At 46.9% G+C, this 23,138-nt stretch carries 19 protein-coding genes and 1 riboswitch; of the genes, 8 read left to right on the top strand and 11 right to left on the bottom strand.

Translation table 11 applies throughout. The annotated features are described in order from the left end of the window. The first annotated feature begins 20 nt into the window (after positions 1 to 20). The 7 genes from pyrE (at position 21) to BLW34_RS09090 (ending at position 10,835) form a co-directional block, all read left to right on the top strand. Entirely contained in the window at positions 21 to 662 is a 642-nt protein-coding gene (pyrE, locus tag BLW34_RS09120; RefSeq protein ID WP_090578549.1) for an orotate phosphoribosyltransferase, read from the top strand. 345 nt (positions 663 to 1,007) lie between these two features. Next, a riboswitch (guanidine-I (ykkC/yxkD leader) is annotated at positions 1,008 to 1,114 on the top strand. Between the two features lie 386 nt (positions 1,115 to 1,500). After that, positions 1,501 to 2,892: an APC family permease gene (locus BLW34_RS09115; RefSeq protein WP_256203711.1), complete on the top strand. Its 1,392-nt coding sequence runs from the start codon at positions 1,501 to 1,503 to the stop codon at positions 2,890 to 2,892. Next, positions 2,889 to 3,620 (top strand): urea amidolyase associated protein UAAP1, encoded by a 732-nt coding sequence (locus BLW34_RS09110; RefSeq protein ID WP_090578542.1) that lies wholly within the window; start codon positions 2,889 to 2,891, stop codon positions 3,618 to 3,620. Before BLW34_RS09115 ends, BLW34_RS09110 begins: the two co-directional genes overlap by 4 nt. After that, complete coding sequence (locus tag BLW34_RS09105) at positions 3,617 to 4,285, top strand: urea amidolyase associated protein UAAP2 (RefSeq protein ID WP_090541413.1); 669 nt, start codon at positions 3,617 to 3,619, stop codon at positions 4,283 to 4,285. Before BLW34_RS09110 ends, BLW34_RS09105 begins: the two co-directional genes overlap by 4 nt. A gap of 57 nt (positions 4,286 to 4,342) precedes the next feature. Continuing rightward, positions 4,343 to 7,969 carry an urea carboxylase gene (gene uca / locus BLW34_RS09100; protein WP_090578539.1) on the top strand — a complete coding sequence of 1,209 codons (3,627 nt, stop codon included), beginning with the start codon at positions 4,343 to 4,345 and terminating at the stop codon, positions 7,967 to 7,969. A 9-nt stretch (positions 7,970 to 7,978) separates the two neighbouring features. Continuing rightward, positions 7,979 to 9,796 (top strand): allophanate hydrolase, encoded by a 1,818-nt coding sequence (gene atzF / locus BLW34_RS09095; protein WP_090578536.1) that lies wholly within the window; start codon positions 7,979 to 7,981, stop codon positions 9,794 to 9,796. A gap of 172 nt (positions 9,797 to 9,968) precedes the next feature. After that, positions 9,969 to 10,835, top strand: a complete 867-nt coding sequence (locus tag BLW34_RS09090; RefSeq protein ID WP_090578534.1) for a YicC/YloC family endoribonuclease — start codon at positions 9,969 to 9,971, stop codon at positions 10,833 to 10,835. Between the two features lie 301 nt (positions 10,836 to 11,136). On the opposite strand, the gene BLW34_RS09080 is transcribed toward BLW34_RS09090, so the two are convergent. From BLW34_RS09080 to BLW34_RS09060, 5 genes are all read right to left on the bottom strand, one after another. After that, positions 11,137 to 14,352: a hypothetical protein gene (locus BLW34_RS09080; RefSeq protein ID WP_090578528.1), complete on the bottom strand. Its 3,216-nt coding sequence runs from the start codon at positions 14,350 to 14,352 to the stop codon at positions 11,137 to 11,139. 182 nt (positions 14,353 to 14,534) lie between these two features. Then, on the bottom strand, positions 14,535 to 15,086 hold the full coding sequence (locus BLW34_RS09075; RefSeq protein ID WP_090542726.1) for a RipA family octameric membrane protein: 552 nt from the start codon (positions 15,084 to 15,086) through the stop codon (positions 14,535 to 14,537). An 87-nt stretch (positions 15,087 to 15,173) separates the two neighbouring features. Then, complete coding sequence (locus BLW34_RS09070; RefSeq protein ID WP_090578525.1) at positions 15,174 to 15,563, bottom strand: OsmC family protein; 390 nt, start codon at positions 15,561 to 15,563, stop codon at positions 15,174 to 15,176. 35 nt (positions 15,564 to 15,598) lie between these two features. Further along, positions 15,599 to 16,321, bottom strand: coding sequence for a pirin family protein (locus tag BLW34_RS09065; RefSeq protein WP_090578522.1), 723 nt, complete (start codon positions 16,319 to 16,321; stop codon positions 15,599 to 15,601). A gap of 26 nt (positions 16,322 to 16,347) precedes the next feature. Next, positions 16,348 to 16,788 carry a DoxX family protein gene (locus BLW34_RS09060; protein WP_090578518.1) on the bottom strand — a complete coding sequence of 147 codons (441 nt, stop codon included), beginning with the start codon at positions 16,786 to 16,788 and terminating at the stop codon, positions 16,348 to 16,350. 107 nt (positions 16,789 to 16,895) lie between these two features. On the opposite strand from BLW34_RS09060, the gene BLW34_RS09055 reads away from it, so the two are divergent. Continuing rightward, on the top strand, positions 16,896 to 17,834 hold the full coding sequence (locus tag BLW34_RS09055) for a LysR family transcriptional regulator (protein WP_177166000.1): 939 nt from the start codon (positions 16,896 to 16,898) through the stop codon (positions 17,832 to 17,834). 41 nt (positions 17,835 to 17,875) lie between these two features. On the opposite strand, the gene BLW34_RS09050 is transcribed toward BLW34_RS09055, so the two are convergent. The 6 genes from BLW34_RS09050 to BLW34_RS17380 form a co-directional block, all read right to left on the bottom strand. After that, the gene (locus BLW34_RS09050; RefSeq protein ID WP_090578512.1) at positions 17,876 to 18,340 is read right to left on the bottom strand and encodes a sodium:proline symporter; all 465 of its coding nucleotides are present in this window, start codon (positions 18,338 to 18,340) and stop codon (positions 17,876 to 17,878) included. 143 nt (positions 18,341 to 18,483) lie between these two features. Next, positions 18,484 to 18,663, bottom strand: a complete 180-nt coding sequence (locus BLW34_RS09045) for a TMEM165/GDT1 family protein (RefSeq protein ID WP_218138823.1) — start codon at positions 18,661 to 18,663, stop codon at positions 18,484 to 18,486. Positions 18,664 to 18,791: 128 nt separating this feature from the next. Beyond that, positions 18,792 to 19,904: a DUF4214 domain-containing protein gene (locus BLW34_RS09040; protein ID WP_090578509.1), complete on the bottom strand. Its 1,113-nt coding sequence runs from the start codon at positions 19,902 to 19,904 to the stop codon at positions 18,792 to 18,794. A 457-nt stretch (positions 19,905 to 20,361) separates the two neighbouring features. Continuing rightward, positions 20,362 to 21,465 carry a calcium-binding protein gene (locus tag BLW34_RS09035; protein WP_090578507.1) on the bottom strand — a complete coding sequence of 368 codons (1,104 nt, stop codon included), beginning with the start codon at positions 21,463 to 21,465 and terminating at the stop codon, positions 20,362 to 20,364. 537 nt (positions 21,466 to 22,002) lie between these two features. Further along, complete coding sequence (locus tag BLW34_RS09030; RefSeq protein ID WP_177165999.1) at positions 22,003 to 22,644, bottom strand: DUF2459 domain-containing protein; 642 nt, start codon at positions 22,642 to 22,644, stop codon at positions 22,003 to 22,005. A 211-nt stretch (positions 22,645 to 22,855) separates the two neighbouring features. Beyond that, positions 22,856 to 23,138, bottom strand: a 283-nt coding sequence (locus tag BLW34_RS17380; RefSeq protein ID WP_143037899.1) for a transposase, incomplete at its 5' end; no start/stop codon positions are given.

Here is a 23,138-nt window from a genome sequence, read left to right as displayed (position 1 = left end):
TTTTATGAGTTATTAGAACCATGTTAGATTTTAAGCAAGCTTTTATTGAATTCGCCATTGAACGCAACGTACTCCGGTTTGGTGAATTCATCACCAAAGCAGGACGTCTTTCGCCCTATTTTTTTAATGCGGGATTATTTAATGATGGCAATTCATTACATAAACTCGGGCAATTCTACGTGAAAGCCATCTTGGCTGCCCAGCTTCCGTTTGATATGTTGTTTGGCCCGGCATACAAAGGCATTCCGCTCGTCAGCGCTATTGCTATCGCACTGGCTGAAACCGACCATAATCACCCCTTCTGCTTTAATCGTAAAGAAATTAAAGATCATGGCGAAGGTGGCAATATCGTAGGGGCGCCACTGACAGGTCGTGTCCTGATAGTCGATGATGTCATCACTGCTGGAACATCGATACAAGAATCCGTCAATCTTATCCGTGCTGCTGCGGCGACACCCTGTGGTGTCGTTGTAGCACTTGACCGTATGGAGCGAGGTCGCCATCTGGCATCTGCCATACAAGAGGTTGAGCAGGCGCACGGTATTCCAGTCATCAGCATTATCAATCTAGATAATATTACGGATTATCTAGAGACCAGAAGTGATATGGCGCATAATTTACTGGCAATTAAACGCTATCGTGCACAGTATGGTGTTGCTTAACCTTTATCTATCTGGTTGAGCATATTATGTGAGGAGCGGTCAATTGAAGAATCCGGTTTTAATCCTTCATCAAGTGATCGCTTTAATGCAAAAGAACCCTGTATTGATTCAACAAATTTCCGTTCTTCACTAATGCTATTTCATTAGAAACATTGCACTTCAGCAAGATAAAGAAAGTAATCATCATGCCAAAACATGCTATCCCTTATAGCTTCATAAGATACCTTTTGACAATATAAATTTGTTTTTCTAGAAAAGATATGTTAGTTTTATTTATGAAATCGTTTCTTAGTATTATTAACTATTGAGAGGCGTCACTGAGTTGTATAGATCTATACAACTGATGTAATAGCAAACTAGGGTTCCGACTTCTTATATAAGGAGTGTCTGGTCCAAGAGTTTCTGGCTTCGGTAATAACGAAGCTCCACGGAGGGATAAAAGCCCGGGAGATTGTGTAATGTGTCAGCACATTACAACTCTCGGTACTTGACCTGATGACTTAAAGGAGACTTCGTTATGGACGCGCAAATCTTATATTCATTTCTTTTCTACCTTCCCCTCGGTATCACTGGAAAAGCGCTAACATTTTCCGCTTATAGGTTATTCATACGAATCAGCACTAATGGCTCGTCAGGAAACAATAAGCGGTGCCTGACCGATCAATTTTCCTCGTACTATCCTCATGCCTGTGAAACACTGGCAATAAAGACTAAGCCATTTAGTGACCATCAGGTTCTCAGTTAACAGCAAGTTTTGACTTGGGTTGAATAATCTTTCATTACATTCACGAGGTATAACATGTCAACCGCTCAAAATCCCAAAAGCTTTTCATCTGAAATGAAATCAGCTGATCCCGGTATGCTTAACCGTAGCATGGGTATCTGGAATAGTTTTACGCTTGGCTTTGCAGTGGTTTCTCCAGTAGTTGGACTTTATGCCATTGTGGGGGTGCAAACCAATGTGACTGGTGGAGGCTGGTTCCCAGCTCTCGTAAGCTGTTTAATCATGCAATTACTGGTTGCAACCGTCTATGCCGAATTATCTTCCCAATTTCCCATTGCTGGCGGCGCTTACAAATGGGCGCGTCAACTCGGTGGAACCATTTTAGGCCAGTATGCTGGCGCGATTTATATCAGTTCAACCATCGCTATGCTGACAACAACCGCTTACACCGGGGGAATCTGGCTTGCCATTCTATTTGATTCTCCAAGTGAAACAGGCGCTATGATGGTACTTTGGGGTGCGGTTTTTCTGCTCATTTGCATGCTGCTCAATCTTGCTCATGTGAATGTGTTTAAGTCGGTGATTGCCCTCGGTGTATATGCCGAAATCATTGGATCGTTCGGCATGGCTCTCCTACTTTTCCTGTTCTTTAGAGAACATCCATTCTCTGAATTATTCCAGCACCTGGGTACCGGTACAGCGCCAGATGAGCTATCTGCTTTTCTCGCTGCACTTGCCATTGCCGGTTGGGCATTCATCGGATTTGATGCTTGTTCAACGACTTCAGAGGAAACACATCAACCCACACGCATGGTGCCACGGGCAATTTTCTTCTCGTTATGCGCGGTAGGCACCGTGGTTGTTTTCAACTCTGCTGCACTGACATTGTCATTTGATCATGCTACCTTGGCAAAAACCAGTGCTACGTTTGATCCAATCACTCCTCTAATTACAACGCATATTGGAGATTGGTTCGAGAAGCCCTTTCTGGCGATTGTCGTAATCGCTTTTCTTGCTTGCGGTGCGTCCGTCGTCAAATATACCTCGCGCATCGTGTTTTCCATGGCACGTGAAGGCAATATGCCTGTATCGCTCAGTCGCGTAACCGCTGCTAAAGCACCCCGGAATGCGATTCTTTGTACAGTATTTCTGGCAGGACTGGGACTGTTGTTTGGACTGAATAATGAAGCCGTCGCGACCATCATCGCCTTTGGTACAGGAGGACTCTATGCTATGTTTTCCATGACTACGGGAGTCGGTTTATATACTCGACTGACGGGTCGCTGGGATCCGGCACTCGGTGAGCTGAGATTAGGGGTATGGGGTCTGATCATCAACATTGCCGCCTTTCTCTGGTCATTGTTTGAGTTGATCAACATAGCCTGGCCGCGTGCCTATTTGGCTTCACCTGATGCACCCTGGTGGCAGCTCTGGGCTGTGCCACTGGTTTTGGGAAGCATTCTGGGAGTAACTACATTGACCATTCTGATAAGGAGGAGCAAATGAATCAAAATAACGTATTTCTGTGGGAAGAACATATCCCGGGCGGATGCCATTGGTCAGGAATTATACGCCGTGGCCTAACCTTACGCTTAGCTGATGTCGCCGGCGGTGCTAACGCTGCGGTCTTGTTTTTCAACCAGGAAGAAAAACTGGAGCGCTATAACATGGCCGATACCTTGAAGGCGCAGCATACCTTCCGTTTGACTAAAGGGCATGCCTGTTATTCCGATATGGGACGAATATTCTGCTGTATTACTGCCGATACGGTAGGTTGGCATGATACCGCATGCGGTCTGAGCGATCGCAAACTGATCCAGCAAAAATATGGCACCGCCCGCTACCAGGAGCATCGCAATCAAATGTATCGCAGTGGCCTGGATGGGATGCTCATCGAACTCGGTAAATGGGGATTGGGAATGCGTGACATCGTCTCCAACATTAATTTCTTCAGCAAAGTATCCGCAAACGCTTCGGGTGAATTAACGTTTCATCGTAACCATAGTAAAGCGGGCGACTATGTTAATCTGAGTTTTGAAATGGATACGTTGGTTATCCTTTCCGCTGCACCTCATCCGCTTGATACCAGTACAACCTATCAACCCGGCGATATCCATCTGGTAGCATTTACTACACCGGTCGCAACAGTTTCGGAATGCCAGCAGATTGCTGAGAACGTACGGGGATTACACAATACTCATCGGTTATATCACCCCTGTGGAGGTGCATTATGAATACGTCTCTATTGATAGAAAGCAAACTCAATCCCGATCTCGCCATCATCGATGAAATTTGTGCGGCAGGTGAGCCTTGGGTCAAGATCGTTAAACAAGGGCAAATTTTCCGCATTGTCGATCTGGAAGGCAATCAAGCTGTCGATACGCTATTTTTTAATGCCAACCACGCATTGGAGCGGTATAGCGTAACCGATACGATACGTGCCCAGAATAAGCTGTATCTGACCACCGGCAGCAAGCTCTGCTCCAATCTGGGTAATGCCATGCTCACGATCATCGCGGATACCTGCGGGCGTCATGACACACTCGGGGGTGCCTGTGCAGCAGAAAGCAATACGGTACGTTATGCACTGGAGAAATATCCCATGCACAGTTGTCGGGATAGCTTCCTTCATGCGCTGGCTCACGAGGCTGCTTGCGAGCAGCTCGGCATGAGCAAGCGCGATATACCGAGCAACATCAATTTCTTTATGAATGTTCCTGTCACTGCGGAAGGTAACCTGGAATTTGTCGACGGCATTTCCGCCCCCGGCAAATATGTTGAAATGCGAGCTGAAATGGATGTGCTGGTATTGATCTCGAATTGTCCGCAGCTGAACAACCCCTGTAATGCCTATAACCCGACACCGATCCGTTTACTGATCTGGGATTCTCAGCAATGACAATACCCTGCGCAATTAAATTCGGCTGATCATTTCACTTAGGAAGAGGATAACGCTATGTTCGATAAAATCCTGATTGCCAACCGCGGCGCCATTGCCTGCCGGATTATCCGTACGCTCCGCCGCATGAACGTCACAAGCGTGGCAGTTTACACGGAAGCCGACGCCCTATCGCGACATGTCACCGATGCAGACGAGGCTTACTGCATCGGCAGCGGTCTCGCAGCCGAAAGTTATCTGCGCGCAGACAAAATATTAGAGATTGCTCAGCAAACCGGTGCACAAGCGATCCATCCCGGTTATGGCTTTCTCAGTGAAAAAGCCGATTTTGCCGAGCAATGCGCTGCGCATGGGATTTGTTTTATCGGCCCTACGCCGCAGCAAATGCGCAACTTTGGCTTGAAACATACTGCACGGGCCTTGGCGCTGGAAAATCAGGTGCCGCTCCTGCCAGGAACCGACTTACTGGAAAATGTTGAAGCGGCTTGCCATCAAGCCAAACATATTGGTTATCCCGTCATGCTGAAAAGCACCGCCGGAGGTGGTGGCATAGGCATGCGCCTCTGCTGGAATCAAGATGAGCTGATCGGCGCTTATGAATCTGTCAAAACGCTCGCACAAAATAATTTCAAGGATGCCGGTCTCTTTCTGGAAAAATATGTCGACCGGGCCCGCCATATTGAGGTACAGATTTTTGGTGATGGTAAAGGCCAGGTTGTCGCATTAGGTGAGCGTGATTGTTCCATGCAACGGCGTAACCAGAAAGTCATCGAGGAAACGCCTGCTCCCAACCTTGCACCGCATCTGCGCCAGGCACTGCTTGAGACGGCGGTACGCCTTGGCAAAGCCGTCAACTATCAATCCGCTGGTACGGTTGAATATATTTTCGATGCCGCCAATGGTCAGTTTTATTTTCTCGAAGTCAATACCCGCCTGCAGGTGGAACATGGCGTGACTGAGGAAGTCACCGGCATTGATCTAGTGGAATGGATGGTGCGTCAGGCGGCTGGGGATCTCCCTCCCCTCGATTCTTTCACGATCAAACCCAGCGGTGCCTCCATCCAGGCTCGGGTGTATGCGGAAAATCCTGCAAAGGACTTCCAACCTTCCAGCGGCACACTGACTGCGGCAGAATTTCCTGCGGCAGCCCGTATTGAAACTTGGATCGAGCGCGGCATCGAGGTTTCAGCATTTTATGATCCCATGCTGGCTAAAATCATCGTGCATGCGCCTGATCGAGAAAAAGCCATCGCAACCTTACTCGCCGCACTGGATAACACTTCATTGCATGGAATTGAAACCAACTTAGCTTACCTCAAACAAATTCTGCAAAGCACTGCGTTCTGTAGTGGGCAACCGAACACGCAATTCCTCAATGGATTTCATTATCTGGCGGACAGTATCGATATCCTGAATGCTGGGGTGCAAACCATGATACAGGATTATCCGGGACGGATTGGTTACTGGAACGTAGGTGTTCCCCCTTCTGGGCCAATGGATAGCCTGGCCTTTCGTCTTGCCAACCGGCTGGTAAATAATACCGAAGATAGCGCTGGGCTGGAAATCACCGTGGCAGGTCCGACGCTGCGTTTTAATTGCGATGGCATCATTGCAATCTGCGGCGCGCCCATCGATATATTGCTGGACAGTGAACCGTTGTCCCAGTGGCAATCTCATTTCGTCAAAGCGGGTGCGCTCTTGCAGTTTGGTAAAGTTAAACAATCCGGCAACCGGGTTTACTTAGCCGTGCACGGTGGTTTTCAGGTACCTGATTATCTTGGCAGTAAATCTACCTTTACGCTAGGTCAGTTCGGCGGGCATGCAGGACGTGTACTGCGTGCCGGGGATGTGCTGCATATCCAACCCATTCAGCCTTTCCAGCACCCAGCACCTCAATATCTACCCCAGCAGTCGATTCCTCATTACACGGATCGCTGGGAAATCGCAGTATTGTATGGACCCCATGGCGCGCCTGATTTCTTTACCGCAGCTGATATCGAACAATTTTTTGCCGCTGAGTGGAAAGTCCATCATAACTCCAGCCGAACGGGGGTACGCTTGATTGGCCCTAAACCCCAGTGGGCGCGTCCCGATGGCGGTGAGGCTGGTTTGCATCCCTCCAATATTCACGATAATGCTTATGCAGTTGGCGCAGTCGATTTTACCGGGGATATGCCGATCATCCTTGGCCCCGATGGCCCTAGTCTAGGTGGCTTCGTCTGTCCGGCCACCATTGCTCATGCGGAGTTGTGGAAAATTGGACAACTCAAACCCGGTGATAGCATTCGCTTTCATCCGATATCGATGGAAGATGCGCTTAAACTGGAAGAACAACAGAATCAATTGGTCCAGCATCTGGGTGCTGATGGAAGCTCGTCAACCTATTCTCAACCTGCAAAACTAGAAAATCCTATTTTGCATTGCATTCCCGAGAGCAAAGAGCGTGTGCAGGTGACTTACCGTCAATCCGGTGATAAATACCTATTAATCGAGTATGGAGCGCCCGTACTCGATCTGAATTTGCGCTTTCGTGCCCATGCACTGATGACATGGCTGCAGCAGCGCATTAACGGCGGCGAGCTTGCCGGTATTCTGGATTTGACCCCTGGCATTCGTTCCCTGCAGATTCATTTTGATTCACGCCGGCTGGCGCGCGATACTTTGCTGGATCTTCTAATCGCAAGTGAAAGCAAGCTGCCAGCGATCGATGACATGGAAGTCCCGTCCCGCATCATCCACTTGCCTTTATCCTGGGATGATGCCGCCACGCGATTAGCCATCGAAAAATACATGCAATCGGTACGCAGCGACGCCCCCTGGTGCCCAAGCAATATCGAATTTATCCGCCGCATTAACGGGCTGGAAAGCATTGAGGAGGTTCAGCATATTGTATTTGCAGCCAGTTATCTGGTTATGGGATTGGGCGATGTCTATCTGGGCGCGCCCGTGGCAACCCCCCTCGATCCGCGTCATCGCCTGGTCACCACCAAATACAATCCGGCACGCACCTGGACACCCGAAAATGCCGTCGGGATCGGTGGCGCCTATCTCTGCGTGTATGGTATGGAAGGTCCGGGAGGTTATCAATTTGTTGGCCGTACCATACAAATGTGGAATCATTACCGCCAGACAGCCGATTTCAAGGATGGCCAACCGTGGTTATTGCGCTTCTTCGATCAAATCCGTTTCTATCCGGTCAGTGAAAGCGAGCTGCTCAAACTGCGCAAAGATTTCATTGCCGGGCGCTTCAAGCTGCGTACGGAAGAGACTGTTTTAAGCCTGAAACAATACCATACCTTCCTGCAACAACATGCTGCCAGCATTGATGTATTCAAAGCCAGACAACAGGCTGCCTTCGAAGCTGAGCGGCAACGCTGGCAAGCCAATAATCTGACCCATTATGTCAGTGAAGATACACTGGATGAAGCAGACACACAGTGTGAACTGGACTTGCCAGAAGGCGCACAAGCTGTCAGTTCCCAAGTAACGGGTACGGTTTGGAAGTTACTCGTCACGGAAGGCGACCATGTGGAAGCAGGCAAGCCTGTCATCATGATCGAATCCATGAAAATGGAATTCTCGGTAGATTCCTCTGTCACCGGCACAGTGCGGCAATTATTCTGTAAACAAGGCGGATATGTATCTGCCGGGCAGGTGCTGCTCATCATCCAGGAACAGGAGTAAGGAGTAACTATGCAAAAACTTCTCCCGCTGGGTGACATTTCATCTTTGCTGCAACGCTATGCGAGCGGTAAACTCTCCCCGACCCAAATGGTCGAAGCCATTCATGCCGAGATTCAAAATGACCCGGATCATGTTTGGATTGCCACACTTTCACTTGAGTCATTACAAGGTTACGCTCGCAAGGTGGAAGCACAAGGGATGGCATCATTGCCGCTGTATGGCGTACCCTTCGCCATCAAAGACAATATTGATCTGGCAGACATACCAACCACGGCAGCTTGCCCAGCTTTTGCCTACACGCCATCGTGCAACGCAACTGTTGTGCAGAGACTGATCGATGCCGGTGCGATCCCCATCGGCAAAACCAATCTTGATCAGTTCGCCACCGGACTGAATGGCACACGGTCTCCCTATGGGGCTTGCCGCAATGCATTCAATCCCGTTTATATTTCCGGCGGCTCCAGCTCAGGTTCGGCTGTTGCTGTCGCCAAGGGGCAGGTATGTTTCAGCCTCGGCACCGATACTGCAGGTTCCGGCAGAGTTCCCGCCGCTTTTAATAATCTGATCGGATATAAGCCCACGAAAGGTTGGCTTTCGGCGCATGGCATGGTACCGGCTTGCCGCTCTCTCGATACAGTATCCATCTTCGCATATACTGCTGCGGATGCGGCGCGCGTCCTGACAATTTGTGCTGCTTATGACGCAGCGGATATCTATTCAAGGAAAAGAGAAGAACACGGCCTCGATTTTGGCGCTGCCCCGCATTTCCGCTTTGGTATTCCGCGTAAACAGCAACTGCAATTTTTTGGTAATCGTGAAAGTGAACGCTTGTTTAACGATGCAATAGCCCGCATGCAAGTGCTGGGTGGAGAAGCGACCGAGATAGATTTTGAGCCCTTTCTCGAAGCTGCCCGCCTCCTTTACGAAGGGCCCTGGGTAGCCGAGCGTTATGCAGCGATTCAATCATTCTTCGAGTCGCACAGCGAACAGGTCATTGCACCGGTACGTGAAATCATCGCGACTGCGAAACGGCACTCTGCCGCGGACGCCTTCAATGGGTGCTATCAATTACGCCAAATCAAACAACAGACAGACCAGATTTGGGCAGATGTTGATTGCCTGCTGACACCCACTGCCGGGACGATCTATCCCATTCAAGCCATACAGCAAGATCCCATACGCCTCAATACCAACTTGGGCTACTACACCAATTTCATGAATCTGCTCGACTATGCTGCGGTTGCCGTTCCTGCTGGCTTCCAGAATGATGGGTTGCCTTTTGGTATCACACTGGTAACACCGGCTCACCAGGACGAACCGTTGCTGCATCTTGCTCATCGGCTGCAGCAAGCTTATTTGCTCACGCTGGGTGCGACAGGCATTGCACTACCTCAGAACATTCCCTTTCCTGCCGCATCCCGGTCTGGTCAGGTACAAATAGCCGTCTGTGGCGCACATTTATCTGGCTTGCCATTAAATCGGCAATTGACCAGCCGCCAGGGGCGATTAGTGGCACGCACCACTACCTCAGCAGACTATAGACTCTATGCTTTGCCAGGAGAACCACCGCAACGCCCTGGGCTAATTCGAGTCAATCCAAATGAGCAAGGTGTTGCGATCGAGGTGGAGGTCTGGGAACTGCCGATGCACGAATTGGGCAGTTTTGTGGCCAATATTCCAGCACCGCTAGGAATCGGCACCCTAACTCTGGCAAATGGTGAAACAGTGCAAGGTTTTCTCTGCGAGCATTACGCTATCGAAAATGCAAAAGATATCAGTTATTTTGGCGGGTGGCGCGGCTACCTCCAACAACTAGCCAATCCCTAACCCGAATTTATGAAATATTCGGGTTAAACTTACGGTCAAAGTTCTGCGTCAGCCATAACTGAGTACCTGAGAAACACCTCAAAAGATTCATGGCTTTCAATTGACTAACCCACTATACTCACTCATATTTCTAATCTCTAGTCGAAACTATTTTCAAGGGAAGGAAATACCTATGATAGCCAGCATGACAGGTTATGCCGTTATGTCCAGGGAGATCCCGGAAGGCTCCTTAACGCTAGAATTACGTTCAGTCAATAATCGCTATCTCGATATTCAGTTCCGCTTACCTGATGAATTCCGCTTACTGGAACCCGCAATGCGAGAGCTTTTGAATACTCAGTTAAAACGCGGAAAGGTTGATTGCCGCTTAACCTTCATACCCTACGCAAATACAGATCTGCCACAAAAATTCAATGAGCAGTTACTAAACAAATTACTGGAATTAAACAATGCGGTTAAATCAGCTCTTTCGGATGCGAAGAGTCTGACTGTAGCAGACATTCTGCGCTGGCCTGGCATACTGAGTAGTGATACCTTATCAACTACAGTATTGCATGAATCTTGTATGGAATTACTGCAAGCTACTTTGAATGAATTTACCGCTACACGGGTGCGTGAAGGAGAGAAACTTAAAAATGCACTACTCGAACGCTTGCGCCAATTACGTCAGTTGACCACGGAACTGTCACCGCGCATCCCAATGTTACTTGCAAATTTCCAGGAAAAATTAGTGGCGCGTTTACAGGAAGCGAAAATAGATGGTAATGATGAGCGCATTCGACAAGAGTTAATACTATTTGCAAGCAAGATAGATATAGATGAGGAATTATCACGCTTACAAACTCATCTGGATGAGGTGGAACACACGCTGCTTAAGGGCGGCCGTGCTGGCAAGCGCCTCGATTTTTTAATGCAAGAACTTAACCGGGAAGCTAATACTGTCGGCTCCAAATCTGTAGACGCGGAAGTTTCGAAAATTTCCGTAGAACTAAAAGTGTTGATCGAACAAATGCGCGAACAAGTTCAGAATATTGAGTAACATTTTATCCTGAATCAGCTCGTTTCATAAGACCACCAAAAACCGCTAACCATGCGGTTTTTTCATTTCAAGCCGCTGCAACCTATTTCAAAGAAGTTAGGATTGTCGTATACATAACACCTTAAAAAATTGCCGCTTTCTTATGTATGCCACGAGTAAGCTGGCAGATATGGAAATTCGTAACTGGATTGCTGCCAGGGGGCGATTTGAAGGCCGCGCTACGGGTAATAGGTTATACCTTGACTTTCGTAAGGATTACGCTGTTCCTGTATGGCGTTTCCGTTATCGCATGCAGCATAGCTTACCCAAACATCTTTATATACTCTCCTGCAAAAAGACCAAGAGAAGCCACTATTAATAATAATGCTCTCATTACGGGTTGCTCCAGCATGGGTTGAAAAACGCCATTATCATGGTTATTTATTTTTTCAATCACTGCATCTACTTCTGTTTTATTAAAATTATAGTCTTTAGCTAGGTTTTCAGCGCTCTTAACGACAGCAAGCTTGAGCATTCTTGCTTCATATCTAATCATGAAGCCTGAAAAAATGAGCAGGGAAATACTTGCAGCAAAAGTAATACCTTTACTAAGAGGAAAGTCCTGATTATCAAAATAAGTGGTTCCGGCAAACAGCATCAACATAATACAAATTAGCGGATAGTAAATGAGTTTGTCTACTTCGTACGTTCTCTCTGCAACTAAATCAATCATCTTATCAAGTGCTTCAAGTGGCTTTCTTCCAGGGCTTCTTATTCTTTCAAACTCGCCATCTTTCTTGTCATCTGGAGATAGAAGTGATTTATCAACGAGCAAGAGATGTTTTTTGCGCAGCTTCCTTATCCAATAAAAGTTAAGCCTTACGGCATCCAGCACAAAAAATGTTAAAAGCATAATTACTATAAAACTGATAATCCCTACCGACCAATCGAGAACACATGCAGATTCGCCTCGGCATGGCTGTGGCCATGAAGGTAACAGATAAAAAAGCATGGTCTCCATGATCGCAAAGTACAGCCACATTCCAAGCACTCGAGCTGAACGATACTTCAGCCGGCCGTGCTCGTAATACTCCTGCCACAATCCTTTTTTATCATTACAAGTTTCCAACTTAATGAATTTGCGGCATAAATCTTGAGCTTGATTTTTTTCATCGACTTGATTTGTCTCTTGCTGATAGCAATTATCCTTTTCTATCCACTTTACAGTTGGTTTTAAATCATACTTTTTCTTTTTCCCTAGACATGCCATCCAAATGTATAAAACTATAAGCAATAAAAGGCACAATTCGATAGGAAAACCAGCAGGATTTAAATCGTTTATTGCATAAAAGAGACCACTCAAAACAGAAATAAATAAAATTGAGAAAAAAGGATAACCCTTGTTATTCCAATTTTTACAGAAAATATTTTTAATGAAGCTGGCTATCTTTTTAGGACCTTCTTTCAAGGACATAGGCTCACGGTCATCCCATAAAGTTTTTAAGTCTTCCCCAAAGTGTTTTTTGTTCAAGCGGTAAAAATTGCTTTCAAGTATGCGTACTGCATTAACAATATAGAAAATTGCCAGTGAGATTGCGATGATCCGTATAAAAATGGTAGGCCACAGACTGATACCTTCTGTAAAGCTGAGTGATTCGCCAAATTCAGCTATGGCTAGCCAAGCAAAGCCAAATACTGCAATGGAAGTAAGTAATAACCATGAAAATACAGCGAACGAATGATGGCGAACTGCCATGAGTAAAAAGATGAGCACGACTGTAATTCCAAGTAAGAGCCAGTATCTATTTTTTGCCTGCTCTAGGCTATTGTCACCTGGGTGAATATTCTTTATTTCATCTGTAGGCAAATGCTCCTGCTCCATACGGACGGGGCCATTTCGGCCAATTTCAAAAATCAAAGGCGAAATAGCTGCATGCTCTGGCAAAGGTGGAATTTCTGTATTCTCTGACGATTTCTTAGGTTCATTACTTTTTAAAATTTTGATTGTATTGTAGTAAATGTCTGTTTGCTGACTATCCCGAAAGGCAGGAATGTGTTTCTGATATGTCTCAGCAAGCCGCAGGTCAAAGTGCGAGGCAACAACCAGGTTTCGGGTCCAGCGCCAATGCTGCGGATGAAACATCCGCGCATCCAGATCAGTTGTGAATACGGGAATATGAGGCATTTCCGTGCGCAAAGCTTGGAGAATGACCAGCTTGTCATAAAAATCACTGCCAAAAATGATTACAGCTTTTACACCTTTAATGCGTTCTTCTAAATCGACACCATCACGGTTTTTTTTAATTTGCCTGGCTAAGCGATATACGTAATCAAATTGCGTCGGACCTATGGGTGGATTATGCAAATCAACAATAGAAAATGGATCATTCAATTTCTTACCCTTTTGATAATCCTCATTTTTATTTTTCTTATCGATTATTTGCTGAATGGCATCCAGACCCTTTAAATAGAAAAAATTTTGTTTCTTACATCGAGCATTAGCGTCGCCACGGGATTTGTCAAGAGCTTCTTGGACAGTTTGATTCTTGCATTCTCGTTCTATTTTATCAAAAAATGAACCCCAGAATTTTTCTGGCAGATCGCGCGTATCAGTATCATTTAAATCATGTTCAGTAATGATGGCTATTTCAGATGATTTTTTAATATTGCGTTCTTTAAGCTCACGCACCAGTTGATTGATTAGCTTCTTAGCTACCCCATCCGTTTCGCCAATAGGCTTTTTGATCGGTTGATCGATCTTCTCAGTTGCCCCATCCGTTTCGCCAATAGGTTTCTTAATTTTTATGTTTTGATAATTATTCTCAATTTCTTCCTTATTCTTTATTGAGTTGGCCCAATCAAAAACAAATAAATTCACTCTATTCGCAGAAATTTTATTTTCCTGAAAAAGATAATCCGGTACAAACATCCTAAGAGATTCACTGCTAGTAACCGCATCGCTATCTACCCAAATCAAGATTACATCTGGTCTCTCTTTGTTTTTGTCGGTAAAACGCTCCCAACGAAAATCATATTTTTTATTGTCATCACCTTGATTTTGAATTGAGCAAAAATGCAAGCGGTGAGGTTCTGAGGCTTTGTAACCCGATTCAATCAGCCCTGCAACCATGGCGTAGCGATGCCTGATGCGAAGTTCTTTATTTTCTATGGTATTAGGCCGAACTTTTACTATTGAGGCCAGCAATTTTACAGGCTTGTCTTCTTTTATAATGGATACAATCCCTTTATCAACTTGCGGATAGCACCGACTCTTTCTATCATCTGCAGAATTCACTTTTTCATTTTTAGAACTCTCTTCAGCATGATGGTTTTGACCAAAAGGGTCCTGCCATAACCAGCTTTCGTAAGTAGCATGGCCTATAACAGGTGTATATTGTGGCTGTATGGCTGAAGGATCGGGAGGACGGGCGCTCTCAATCGGATTGTCGTGCCAGATCAAGATTCCAAACAAGATGAGCAATGCCAGTCCAGCAAATGCCAGGTCTGGTTCTTTTTGTGTATGTATCGTATGTATCATCCAGCTTCTCCCCTTACTGAATGGCTAATATCACGATAATTAGCGTTTGCTCGAATTATGTGTATTGTGGGTATAAGTATACCCCCAACAAAATTCTGGGAGTTCTGTTTTTAACAGTATATCTCGTTACGCGCGAGTGAAGGTTTTGAAGCTATTCACGCCAGAGTAAAATCGAAGCCTGTTTAACTTATAAGTTGTTGCACCAATTGAGTTGCGGCCCACAACAGGAACAACCCATAAACACAACCAAAGAACCATGGAAAGCTGACAGCCCGGTGGGCCCACCATTGTCGGCGTTGCCGGAAAGCCCAGTTTGGCCTGAATACGGATGGCTCGTTGCGTAGATCCTCGATGGGTAGTTGCATTTCATGCAGCCGATAGAGATCACTGATGAGTTGCCGTTCTTGCCATTCCGGCGCTTGCTCAATTCCTCTTAATTGCCATTCCCAGAGCGCATTCCGTCTGGAAAATCGACCCAGGACAATTGCCATTTGCCAGCAAAGTAATATCCCGAATACGGAGAGCAGGATAATCAATATTGTAAACGGCAGCGCCAACGACTCCCGTGAAACCATCACACCAATCACCGCAACAAAGATCGAATTAGCCGTCAAATAGGCCGACAGCATGTTATGGTAATCGCGACTCCCGGAAGTCCAGAGTGTAAGCAAATGCTCATAGGTGGCTCTCAGAGAGGGTTGTCGAGGGGGCGTTCTGGTTTTGTCACTATCCATAAACTCCAAGAGTATCAATCATCAGGATGGAAAGAAATTTTACGAACATTGTCCGGTGAAGAAGGACGATACCTTTCTGCTTATTAATCAGGCTAGTTCTGTGGTCAGCGCGATCTGACCTGAGAGCACTTTGTGGATCGGGCATTTGTTGGCTATACGCAGCAAATCGGCGCGTTGTTCTTCGGTTAAATTACCCGCCAGGTGAATGCCACGCCTTAATTGATACAATCCAGGCTCTTCCTGATGAGTGATGGTGATTTGAATAGCCTCAAGCGGGATAGCTTTACGCTTGGCGTACAATTGCAGGGTGAGCGCCGTACACGCACCCAATGCGGAATCGAGCAACTGGTGTGGATCAGGAAAATCACCCGATCCTCCTGACTCTCGCCCGATATCGGATGTCCATGACAAATCGCCATCCTGTATTAAACAGGGGGTATCGTCATTTGCAGCTGACCAGCTCACGGTTAGACTCATATTCATTTCCTTTTTGTGTGTTCATTGAATCGTTATTATTCCTGATTTGGCAACTCTTTTGGCCTTAAATCGAATACCAGCACTTCAGCATCCAAACCGTGGTTAAAGCTAAGTTCACGTTCGTCACGTAGCCGTGCACCATCGCCTGCACTCAAATACTGGCCGTTCAGTACAAGTGATCCACGTGCTACATGCACATAAGCATGACGGTTTTCTGGCAGATTCAAGGTAAATGCCTCATCGCCGTCAAATAGTCCCGCATAGACACGCACATCCTGATATACCGAGAGCGATCCATTTTCACCATTGGGTGAAATAATCAAACGCAGACAGCCGCGTTTCTCAGCCACATCGAAATGGCGTTGCTGATAGCGAGGTTGCACTCCCAGCCGATTGGGCACAATCCAGATCTGCAGAAAGTGAGCCAGCTCATGCGCTGAAGGATTATATTCGCTGTGAGTAACGCCGCTTCCAGCACTCATCATTTGCACATCACCGGGACGAATAACTGAGCCAGTTCCCATTGAATCGCGATGCTCGAGCGCGCCTTCGAGTACATAGGAGAAAATCTCCATATCATGGTGAGGATGAGTACCAAAACCCTGTGCGGGCTGCACGCAGTCATCGTTGATTACCCGTAAATCCGAAAAACCCATTTGGTTAGGATCGTGATAATCACCGAACGAAAACGTATGCTGAGAATATAACCATCCCAGATTGGCGATGCCACGTGCGTTAGCTGCTCTGACTTCTAACATGATGATCTCCTATTTCCTGTAAAAAATTAAACACCATCGCCGTAGAGCTTGCGATCTAACGACAAGCGCCCAGCGCCAGTCAGCGCAAGCACCAGCAAGCCTCCTGCTATGCTGATATTTTTCATCAACATGACTTGCTGGATTGAATCGGCTGAGCCGCTATGAAAAATAATACCTGTAACCACCGAAAATCCAGCCAGCAAGAGGGCTGCAACGCGTGTTTGCCAACCGAGTATCAAGGCTAGACCGCCGCCTATTTCCAGTGCGATGGCTAAGGGTAGTAAAAATCCCGGCACCCCCATGTTGACCATATACTGCGCTGTCCCTTCATAGCCCGTACCCAGCTTGTTATAACCAGCCATGACAAAAATGAATGCTGTCAGTACTCGCGCCAATGGAAATAGTACACTGGCAATAGTGGGTTGGGTCAAGAAACGGGTTACAGAACTGTGAATTACTTGAAACATGATTTTTTTCTCCAAAAGTAGCTTGTAAAGTCGATACGATACTACTGTTCCATAAAACAGATAAGTCAATTAGAATGAGAAGAACTGTTGTTAATAATGGAACAATAATGCTGCCTAGTCACATCAACCTCAACGACCTGGCCATGTTTGAAGAAGTCATTCGTGCAGGAGGATTCAGCGCAGCCGCGCGCAAGCTGAGTCAGCCGAAAGCATCAGTCAGCCGGGCAGTCCAGCGCCTGGAGGATGATCTCGCCGTTCGCCTGATTCAGCGCACCACGCGTAGCCTACGGCTGACGGAAGCAGGTGAGCTGTTATATCAGCAAGCCAATGCCTCGTTGCAACAAATTGGCGATACGCTATGCCGTATCAGAAATATGCATGAGCAGCCCGAAGGGCATTTGAAAATCACCATGCCGGTAGAGTTTGGCATGTTTTTCATGGGTAGCCTGATTGCCGATTTCATGCAGCTCTATCCACAAGTGTATGTGCAAGTGGATCTCTCCTCACGCCTGGTCAATCTAATCGAGGAAGGATTTGATCTGGCGCTGCGCATGGGTGCAGGGATACTGCAGGATTCGAGTCTGGTTGCCAAGAAACTGGGTAAATTACCGCTCAAGTTTTATGCGAGTCCTTATTATCTGGGCAAGCATGGTTGCCCGGATACATTGCAGGCGCTGATTAAACACGAAAGCATCCTGTTTCGCTATAGCCACCAGCAAACCATTCGAGCTACCTGCCACTTCCCCAAAAAAGCAGCAAGCAGCTGCATTGAGATTCAACTCCATGGCAAGCTGAGTGTGGATCATTACAGTGTGATGAAAGATGCCGCAGTGGCGGGCGCTGGCATTGCATTGATGCCACCTTTTATGTGCCATGCTGAGGTGCTGACCGGTCAATTGGTGAATATTCTTGAACAACATGATGTCGATACCGATCAATTGTTTCTGGTTTACCCTACCCGTAAACATCAACCCGCAGCGGTTAAAGCACTGATCGATTTTATGACGCAGCGCCTGCTGTCACATCCATTGCTGAACCTGGGCTAAACCCAGGTGCGCAGAAAATAAACTGCGCCATTCACCATCGTTCACTCGGATAATATCTTATACACCGCTGCGGCAGAAACACCGAATACGACATGCGCAGCCGCCGTAATCCAATCCCGCGTATCAATAAACCACGGGAAAATGATGACAAAGCCGTACATGTTAATGACGAATACTCCCAAACCATATAAGCTGCCAGCGATCAGCGAGGTTTTTAAGTCAAGGTGGCGAATCAGCCAGGAGAGGGCTATCGCGTAGATGATTGAAAGGCCAGAGTGGATCCCTGTCGCAATGAACATAACCTGCCAATCCAGTGTCGCTGGCGGTGGTAACACCCCCTGCCCCAATATGATCGCTGCAGCAAAACGGGCATCCCGATATAAAATCGAAGGCAGTGCATCCCAGAATACCCACCAGAGCAGGATCTGCACAACGGTCGAGAATACCCCCGCAGCAATGCCTGCATAAAGCGCGGCAGACCAGAATTTTGATGGCTGAGTCACCATAAAAAGTTAGCCCAATGGATATTCTTTTATACTCATCACACTTCAAAATTCGGTTTTTATAATCTCTCATCCGATCTTCTCCCAGCGGGAGAAGATATAGCTGCCGAATTTTGAAGTGTGATGAGTATAGCTTTCAACACGGCCTACATGCTAATCGCGATCAATCCTAAGCCCGCAATAGAGCGGTAAATGTTTTGCGCTGATATATGAGAAATCACATCACTCAACAGAACATCAATGGCCGAAGCCAATATCAATGCCAGCAATGCACCGATAAATACGGGCAATTTGCTTGCTTCCCCCTTGTCTGCCGCAAACAGCATGGTTGCTAGCCGGTTTTTATTTCCTGACTCTGCGACAAGTTATAGTGATAAAAACGGTAAATAATTATTTGTGATCCATTTTAAAATGGATCACAAATTGTTCGTTAATGGGGTACAGACTGGGCATTTCAGCCGCTGTACTCAACGCCGCTCTGATATAATCCGACGAGATTGATGTTGGCCTCGTTTACACTAGAATTTGCAGCCAGTATCAACAGCTCAGCCTGAGTCATGGTACCTCCGCTGCCTTGCAGCATCTCAACATAAGAATCTCGCACTGCTGACGAAGGCTGCTCGCCTACTACGTTTTGGTAGACAAAGTTGACAAAATCGACATTACTCGATGAGCCTGCCAGCGAAATGAACAACGGCGTATCGACGACCATCTGGCTGACTTGCAGCATCGATTGACCGCTATCGAATAGCTGTAGCCCGATCGCTACGTATTCAGGAATGATATTGTTCGCATCAAAGGCCGCACCGATAAGGCGCACGGTATTTCCTGCAGCCTGGCCCTGGGCAAGATCAGCTGCGAGATTTTTATCGAGAAAGTGGCCCCGCTCTATATTGTACAGATCGTCGTTGCCATCTGGCCCGCTCACATTAAAACAGGATCCATGCGCGCTGATCACATAATCCGAGCTGTTACCACTAAAGATTACGGTATCCGCACCGGCACCACCATCCAATTTATCATTACCCGCAAGCCCGTTCAAAATATCATTACCAGCCTTAGCCAGAATAATGTCGTCCCCAGCGGTCCCAACGAGATTATCTGCGCCATCGGTAGCACCTGCCGTTTCATTGCCGGGGACGGTCCCGGTCGCGCCAGCGAGATTCTTGGGTGAATTGATCCCGACCACGCCATCATGATTGATCGCATTCATGCCATCGATCGGCAACGAGGAATAGGTCATTGCGTCTGAAGTCGAATGGTCGGAATTTATTAAACTGACGGTCGCACTGTCACAATTAAATAAAAAATCATCAGAAATAATAAAATCCGGAGTCACAATGCCAAGATTAGCGAAGCTTTGTGTTGCGACGAGTATTGTTGCACCAGCAGTATTAGGATTGGGAAGATCTTTGAGTAATCTGATAGCTGTAGTTGAACCATCTTGAGTGACTCTAATTGTCTGATCTATGCGAAATGTTTCCCCATTAACGGGATCAAGTGATATTTCTATAAACTGAATCTTACCACTAATGTCCGTATAAAGCTCGTTGATGCGGTATGACATGGAAACCCTCCTTACCAATGAAGTGGATAAACAATGACCGGGAAAAAATTCTATCGCACATTCTCCGAGAGTGATAGTAATTTAATGAATAAAAAGACCCAATATGATATGTAGTTAATGTAGAACAACAGTTTACCGGATTGCGGAATGATGGCGATACAGCCAAAACCTTATTATCCACAATTTCCGTGGATAAGGCTGTGAGTAACTGCTTTATGTCGCGGAAGGATAATGCTTATTCCCGCTGCTTTAAAAAGATCCCAAGGCTTTTTCTCAACACTGGCGAATAAACAAACCAACACCGCGACGATTTTGTTGAGCTGCGGCCAATCGCGATAAATCCTAGACTCGCTGTATGGTGCAGATTAAACATAGCGATACAAACGGTGTGAGTAATCATTTGCAGCCTTGCTAACAAAATCGATAACAAATCGTTGGCGGGGTGCAGCAGAACGGTTCAACCACCGTACTCAACGCCGCTCTGATATAACCCGACGAGATTGATGTTGGTCTCGTTCACACTGGTGTTTGCAGCCAGCACCAACAGCTCAGCCTGAATCATGGTGCCTCCGCTCCCTTGCAACAATCCAGCGTAGAAATCTCGCTCTGCTGGCGAAGGCGGTTCGCCTGCTACGTTTTGGTAGACCAGATTGACGAAATCGACATTATTCGATGAGCCTGCTAGCGAAATGAACAGCGGCGTATTGACGACCAGTTGACTGACTTGCAGCATCGACTGGCCATTATCGAATAATTGCAGCCCGATTGCCACAAATTCAGGGGTGATGTTGTGGGCATCAAAAGCCGCACCGATGAGGCGCACGGTATTTCCGGCTGCCTGGCCCTGTGCCAGATCAAATGCGAGATTTTTATCCAGAAAATCGAATCGCTCAATGCCAGGCAGCGTGTCATTGCCCTCCGGGCCGGTTACACTGAAACCGGATGCCGTTGCGTTGATCGCATATTCTGCCCTGTTGCCGCTATAGACCGCGGTATCTGTGTCAGCGCCTCCATCCAGTAAATCATTGCCCGCTTGTCCGTTCAAAAAGTCGTTACCCGCCCTAGCCTGAATCGTATCATCGCCAGCGGTTCCAATGAGATTGTCTGCGTTATCGCTCCCCGCAATCGAATGACTATGGATGGTTGCAGTCACGCCAGCAAAATTCTTGGGCGAATTAACTCCGATCGTGCCATTGTGGTCGATCGAGTGGATACCATCGAGCGGTAGCGAAGGATAAGTCACCTCGTCGACATTGGCAAAATCGACAGTCGCGCCACCACTGGTGAACAAAAATCCATCAGGAACAATGAAATCCGGCGTTACCACTCCAAGATTGGCAAAACCTTGTGTGGCAATGAGCACCGTCGTGTTGGCTGTGAATGTATTGGGAAGATTGACGGGAAACCTGAAAGCATGCGTAACGCTGCCTTGCGTGACCAAAATGGTCTGATTGATCCAGAACGATTCCCCATTATCGGCGCCGACCGACATTTCTATAAACTGGATGACGCCATTAGCGTCGGAATAAAGCTCGTTAATACGGTATAGATGAAATGACATAGGACTCTCCCAGCCAATGGAATGGACATAAATTCGATAGAAATTCTATCGCACATACTCCGCTAAAACTTGCCAAGCTAAAATTGACAAAAGGCAATACCAGGCCTTGAAGGTTCCATCAATTAGGCTCGACCTGACCATAAGCATAAATTTTATGAGCTAAACCTTATTATCCACAATTTCCGTGGATAAGGCTGTGGGTAACTGCTTTATGTCGCGGAAGGATAATGCTTATTCCCGATGCTTCAAAAATATCCCAAGGCTTTCCCAACGCTGGCGAATAAACAAGATTTGAAATCACGATGTTTATATTCCCACCTAGCCCGAATATTTCATAAATTGGCACGTGTCCTCACTTGCCTTTTGATTAATAAGAAAGATTTTGCTCAGTCAGGTGTATGAATCACTACACCACTCTTTCTCAAAACTTCCCTATTAATCAAAATCCTGCGTGATCATCACGCGAATTCATGAAATATTCAGGCTAACCCAGTGAGTTATTTACCTCACTTTCCGGGTTACTTCTTTAGTTGATTCTTAAAACAACCCTGTCTGCCTTGTCCCGTCCTTCTGTTCAAGTAGCATGTTTGCCGGTTGTTTCTCTGCGATCTGTGCGGCGTGGCGCAATTGCCAGGCAAATGAAGATCTGTTGAAAGCCCAAAACGGCGAAAGGGGCAGGCCTGCTTTTCTCAAAGCCTGCGCTGCATACTGATGGCAGGTATGAAAAGCGTGGTAAGAATGTTTTGCGGAATAAAACAGAGACGAATCGGAAACAGCGACGGGGTTATGGTGCATTATCGTGGCCTGAAGATGACCACGCAGCCGCCGATAGCCCTCTTCACTCACATGAAAGATAAAAAGATCAGAAGGAGGCTGGTGCGTGCGCTCTGCCCATACCTGATCGTACCACCCAATCTCGACCACTCCCTCAGTCGGCCAGAAAAGTGCCCGTATGACACCCGTTACTCCTCTGCGACCTTCCAGATACCAGGCACGCTCAGCATAACCCCACTCTTCGAAGTGCTGATTAGGAGCAGATAGCAGTGAATAATTAAGGAAAGAGGAGGCCCGAGGAAGAGGGTATCCTTCTGATTGTCCGCTATTTGTCGCCAGTCCCTTACTCTGTGGAAAAGCGATCATTGCATGCCATGCATCGAGCGATACATAGATGGTTCGCATAGTAGAATCAGGAGGCGGCGGCCATAAGCCCTCAACTGGCGAGACACAGGCCGAGAGCAGCATGTTAACCGAGAAGCACATTGCGATAGCGCGAACAAAGCGCTTACTCGGAGCCTGATCTAAGTCAAATTCCAAGATGTTGAAAAATAATCAAAAATAAGACTGCAACCAGCCATCACTGCGCACAATTTAGAAGCTGTCTGGTAAAACATTAGACGCATTTTGCAAGTGTTATTTTCATCATGGCGATTCGAATCATATTTTCGGCAGTGCCGGGCAGGATCTCGAAGTCCTTGGATAAACGGCGAAAATTGCCTAGCCAGGAGAACGTGCGTTCGACCACCCACCGCTTCGGCAAAACGGCCCATTTACCTTCGATTTTTTCTGAAATGTGCAAGGCCAGGCCTAGTCCATTAGTTGCAAAATCAACCGCTGTGCCTCGATAGCCGGCATCTCCTGAGAACGCTCTGAGTGAAGGGTATTTATCAGCAACA

The sequence above is a fragment of the Nitrosomonas sp. Nm58 genome (genome assembly GCF_900107335.1).
In the GTDB taxonomy this organism is placed as follows: Bacteria; Pseudomonadota; Gammaproteobacteria; order Burkholderiales; family Nitrosomonadaceae; genus Nitrosomonas.
The sequence above is the reverse complement of the archived record's forward strand: the minus strand, read 5'-3'. Positions and strand labels throughout refer to the sequence as shown.

Bases quoted from the DNA above. Each gene is read 5' to 3' on its own strand.
- pyrE (WP_090578549.1), top strand. From the start codon at position 21: ATGTTAGATTTTAAGCAAGCTTTTATTGAATTCGCCATTGAACGCAAC.
- BLW34_RS09115 (WP_256203711.1), top strand. From the start codon at position 1,501: ATGAAATCAGCTGATCCCGGTATGCTTAACCGTAGCATGGGTATCTGG.
- BLW34_RS09110 (WP_090578542.1), top strand. From the start codon at position 2,889: ATGAATCAAAATAACGTATTTCTGTGGGAAGAACATATCCCGGGCGGA.
- BLW34_RS09105 (WP_090541413.1), top strand. From the start codon at position 3,617: ATGAATACGTCTCTATTGATAGAAAGCAAACTCAATCCCGATCTCGCC.
- uca (WP_090578539.1), top strand. From the start codon at position 4,343: ATGTTCGATAAAATCCTGATTGCCAACCGCGGCGCCATTGCCTGCCGG.
- atzF (WP_090578536.1), top strand. From the start codon at position 7,979: ATGCAAAAACTTCTCCCGCTGGGTGACATTTCATCTTTGCTGCAACGC.
- BLW34_RS09090 (WP_090578534.1), top strand. From the start codon at position 9,969: ATGATAGCCAGCATGACAGGTTATGCCGTTATGTCCAGGGAGATCCCG.
- BLW34_RS09080 (WP_090578528.1), bottom strand. From the start codon at position 14,352: ATGATACATACGATACATACACAAAAAGAACCAGACCTGGCATTTGCT.
- BLW34_RS09075 (WP_090542726.1), bottom strand. From the start codon at position 15,086: ATGGATAGTGACAAAACCAGAACGCCCCCTCGACAACCCTCTCTGAGA.
- BLW34_RS09070 (WP_090578525.1), bottom strand. From the start codon at position 15,563: ATGAGTCTAACCGTGAGCTGGTCAGCTGCAAATGACGATACCCCCTGT.
- BLW34_RS09065 (WP_090578522.1), bottom strand. From the start codon at position 16,321: ATGTTAGAAGTCAGAGCAGCTAACGCACGTGGCATCGCCAATCTGGGA.
- BLW34_RS09060 (WP_090578518.1), bottom strand. From the start codon at position 16,788: ATGTTTCAAGTAATTCACAGTTCTGTAACCCGTTTCTTGACCCAACCC.
- BLW34_RS09055 (WP_177166000.1), top strand. From the start codon at position 16,896: ATGCTGCCTAGTCACATCAACCTCAACGACCTGGCCATGTTTGAAGAA.
- BLW34_RS09050 (WP_090578512.1), bottom strand. From the start codon at position 18,340: ATGGTGACTCAGCCATCAAAATTCTGGTCTGCCGCGCTTTATGCAGGC.
- BLW34_RS09045 (WP_218138823.1), bottom strand. From the start codon at position 18,663: ATGCTGTTTGCGGCAGACAAGGGGGAAGCAAGCAAATTGCCCGTATTT.
- BLW34_RS09040 (WP_090578509.1), bottom strand. From the start codon at position 19,904: ATGTCATACCGCATCAACGAGCTTTATACGGACATTAGTGGTAAGATT.
- BLW34_RS09035 (WP_090578507.1), bottom strand. From the start codon at position 21,465: ATGTCATTTCATCTATACCGTATTAACGAGCTTTATTCCGACGCTAAT.
- BLW34_RS09030 (WP_177165999.1), bottom strand. From the start codon at position 22,644: ATGCGAACCATCTATGTATCGCTCGATGCATGGCATGCAATGATCGCT.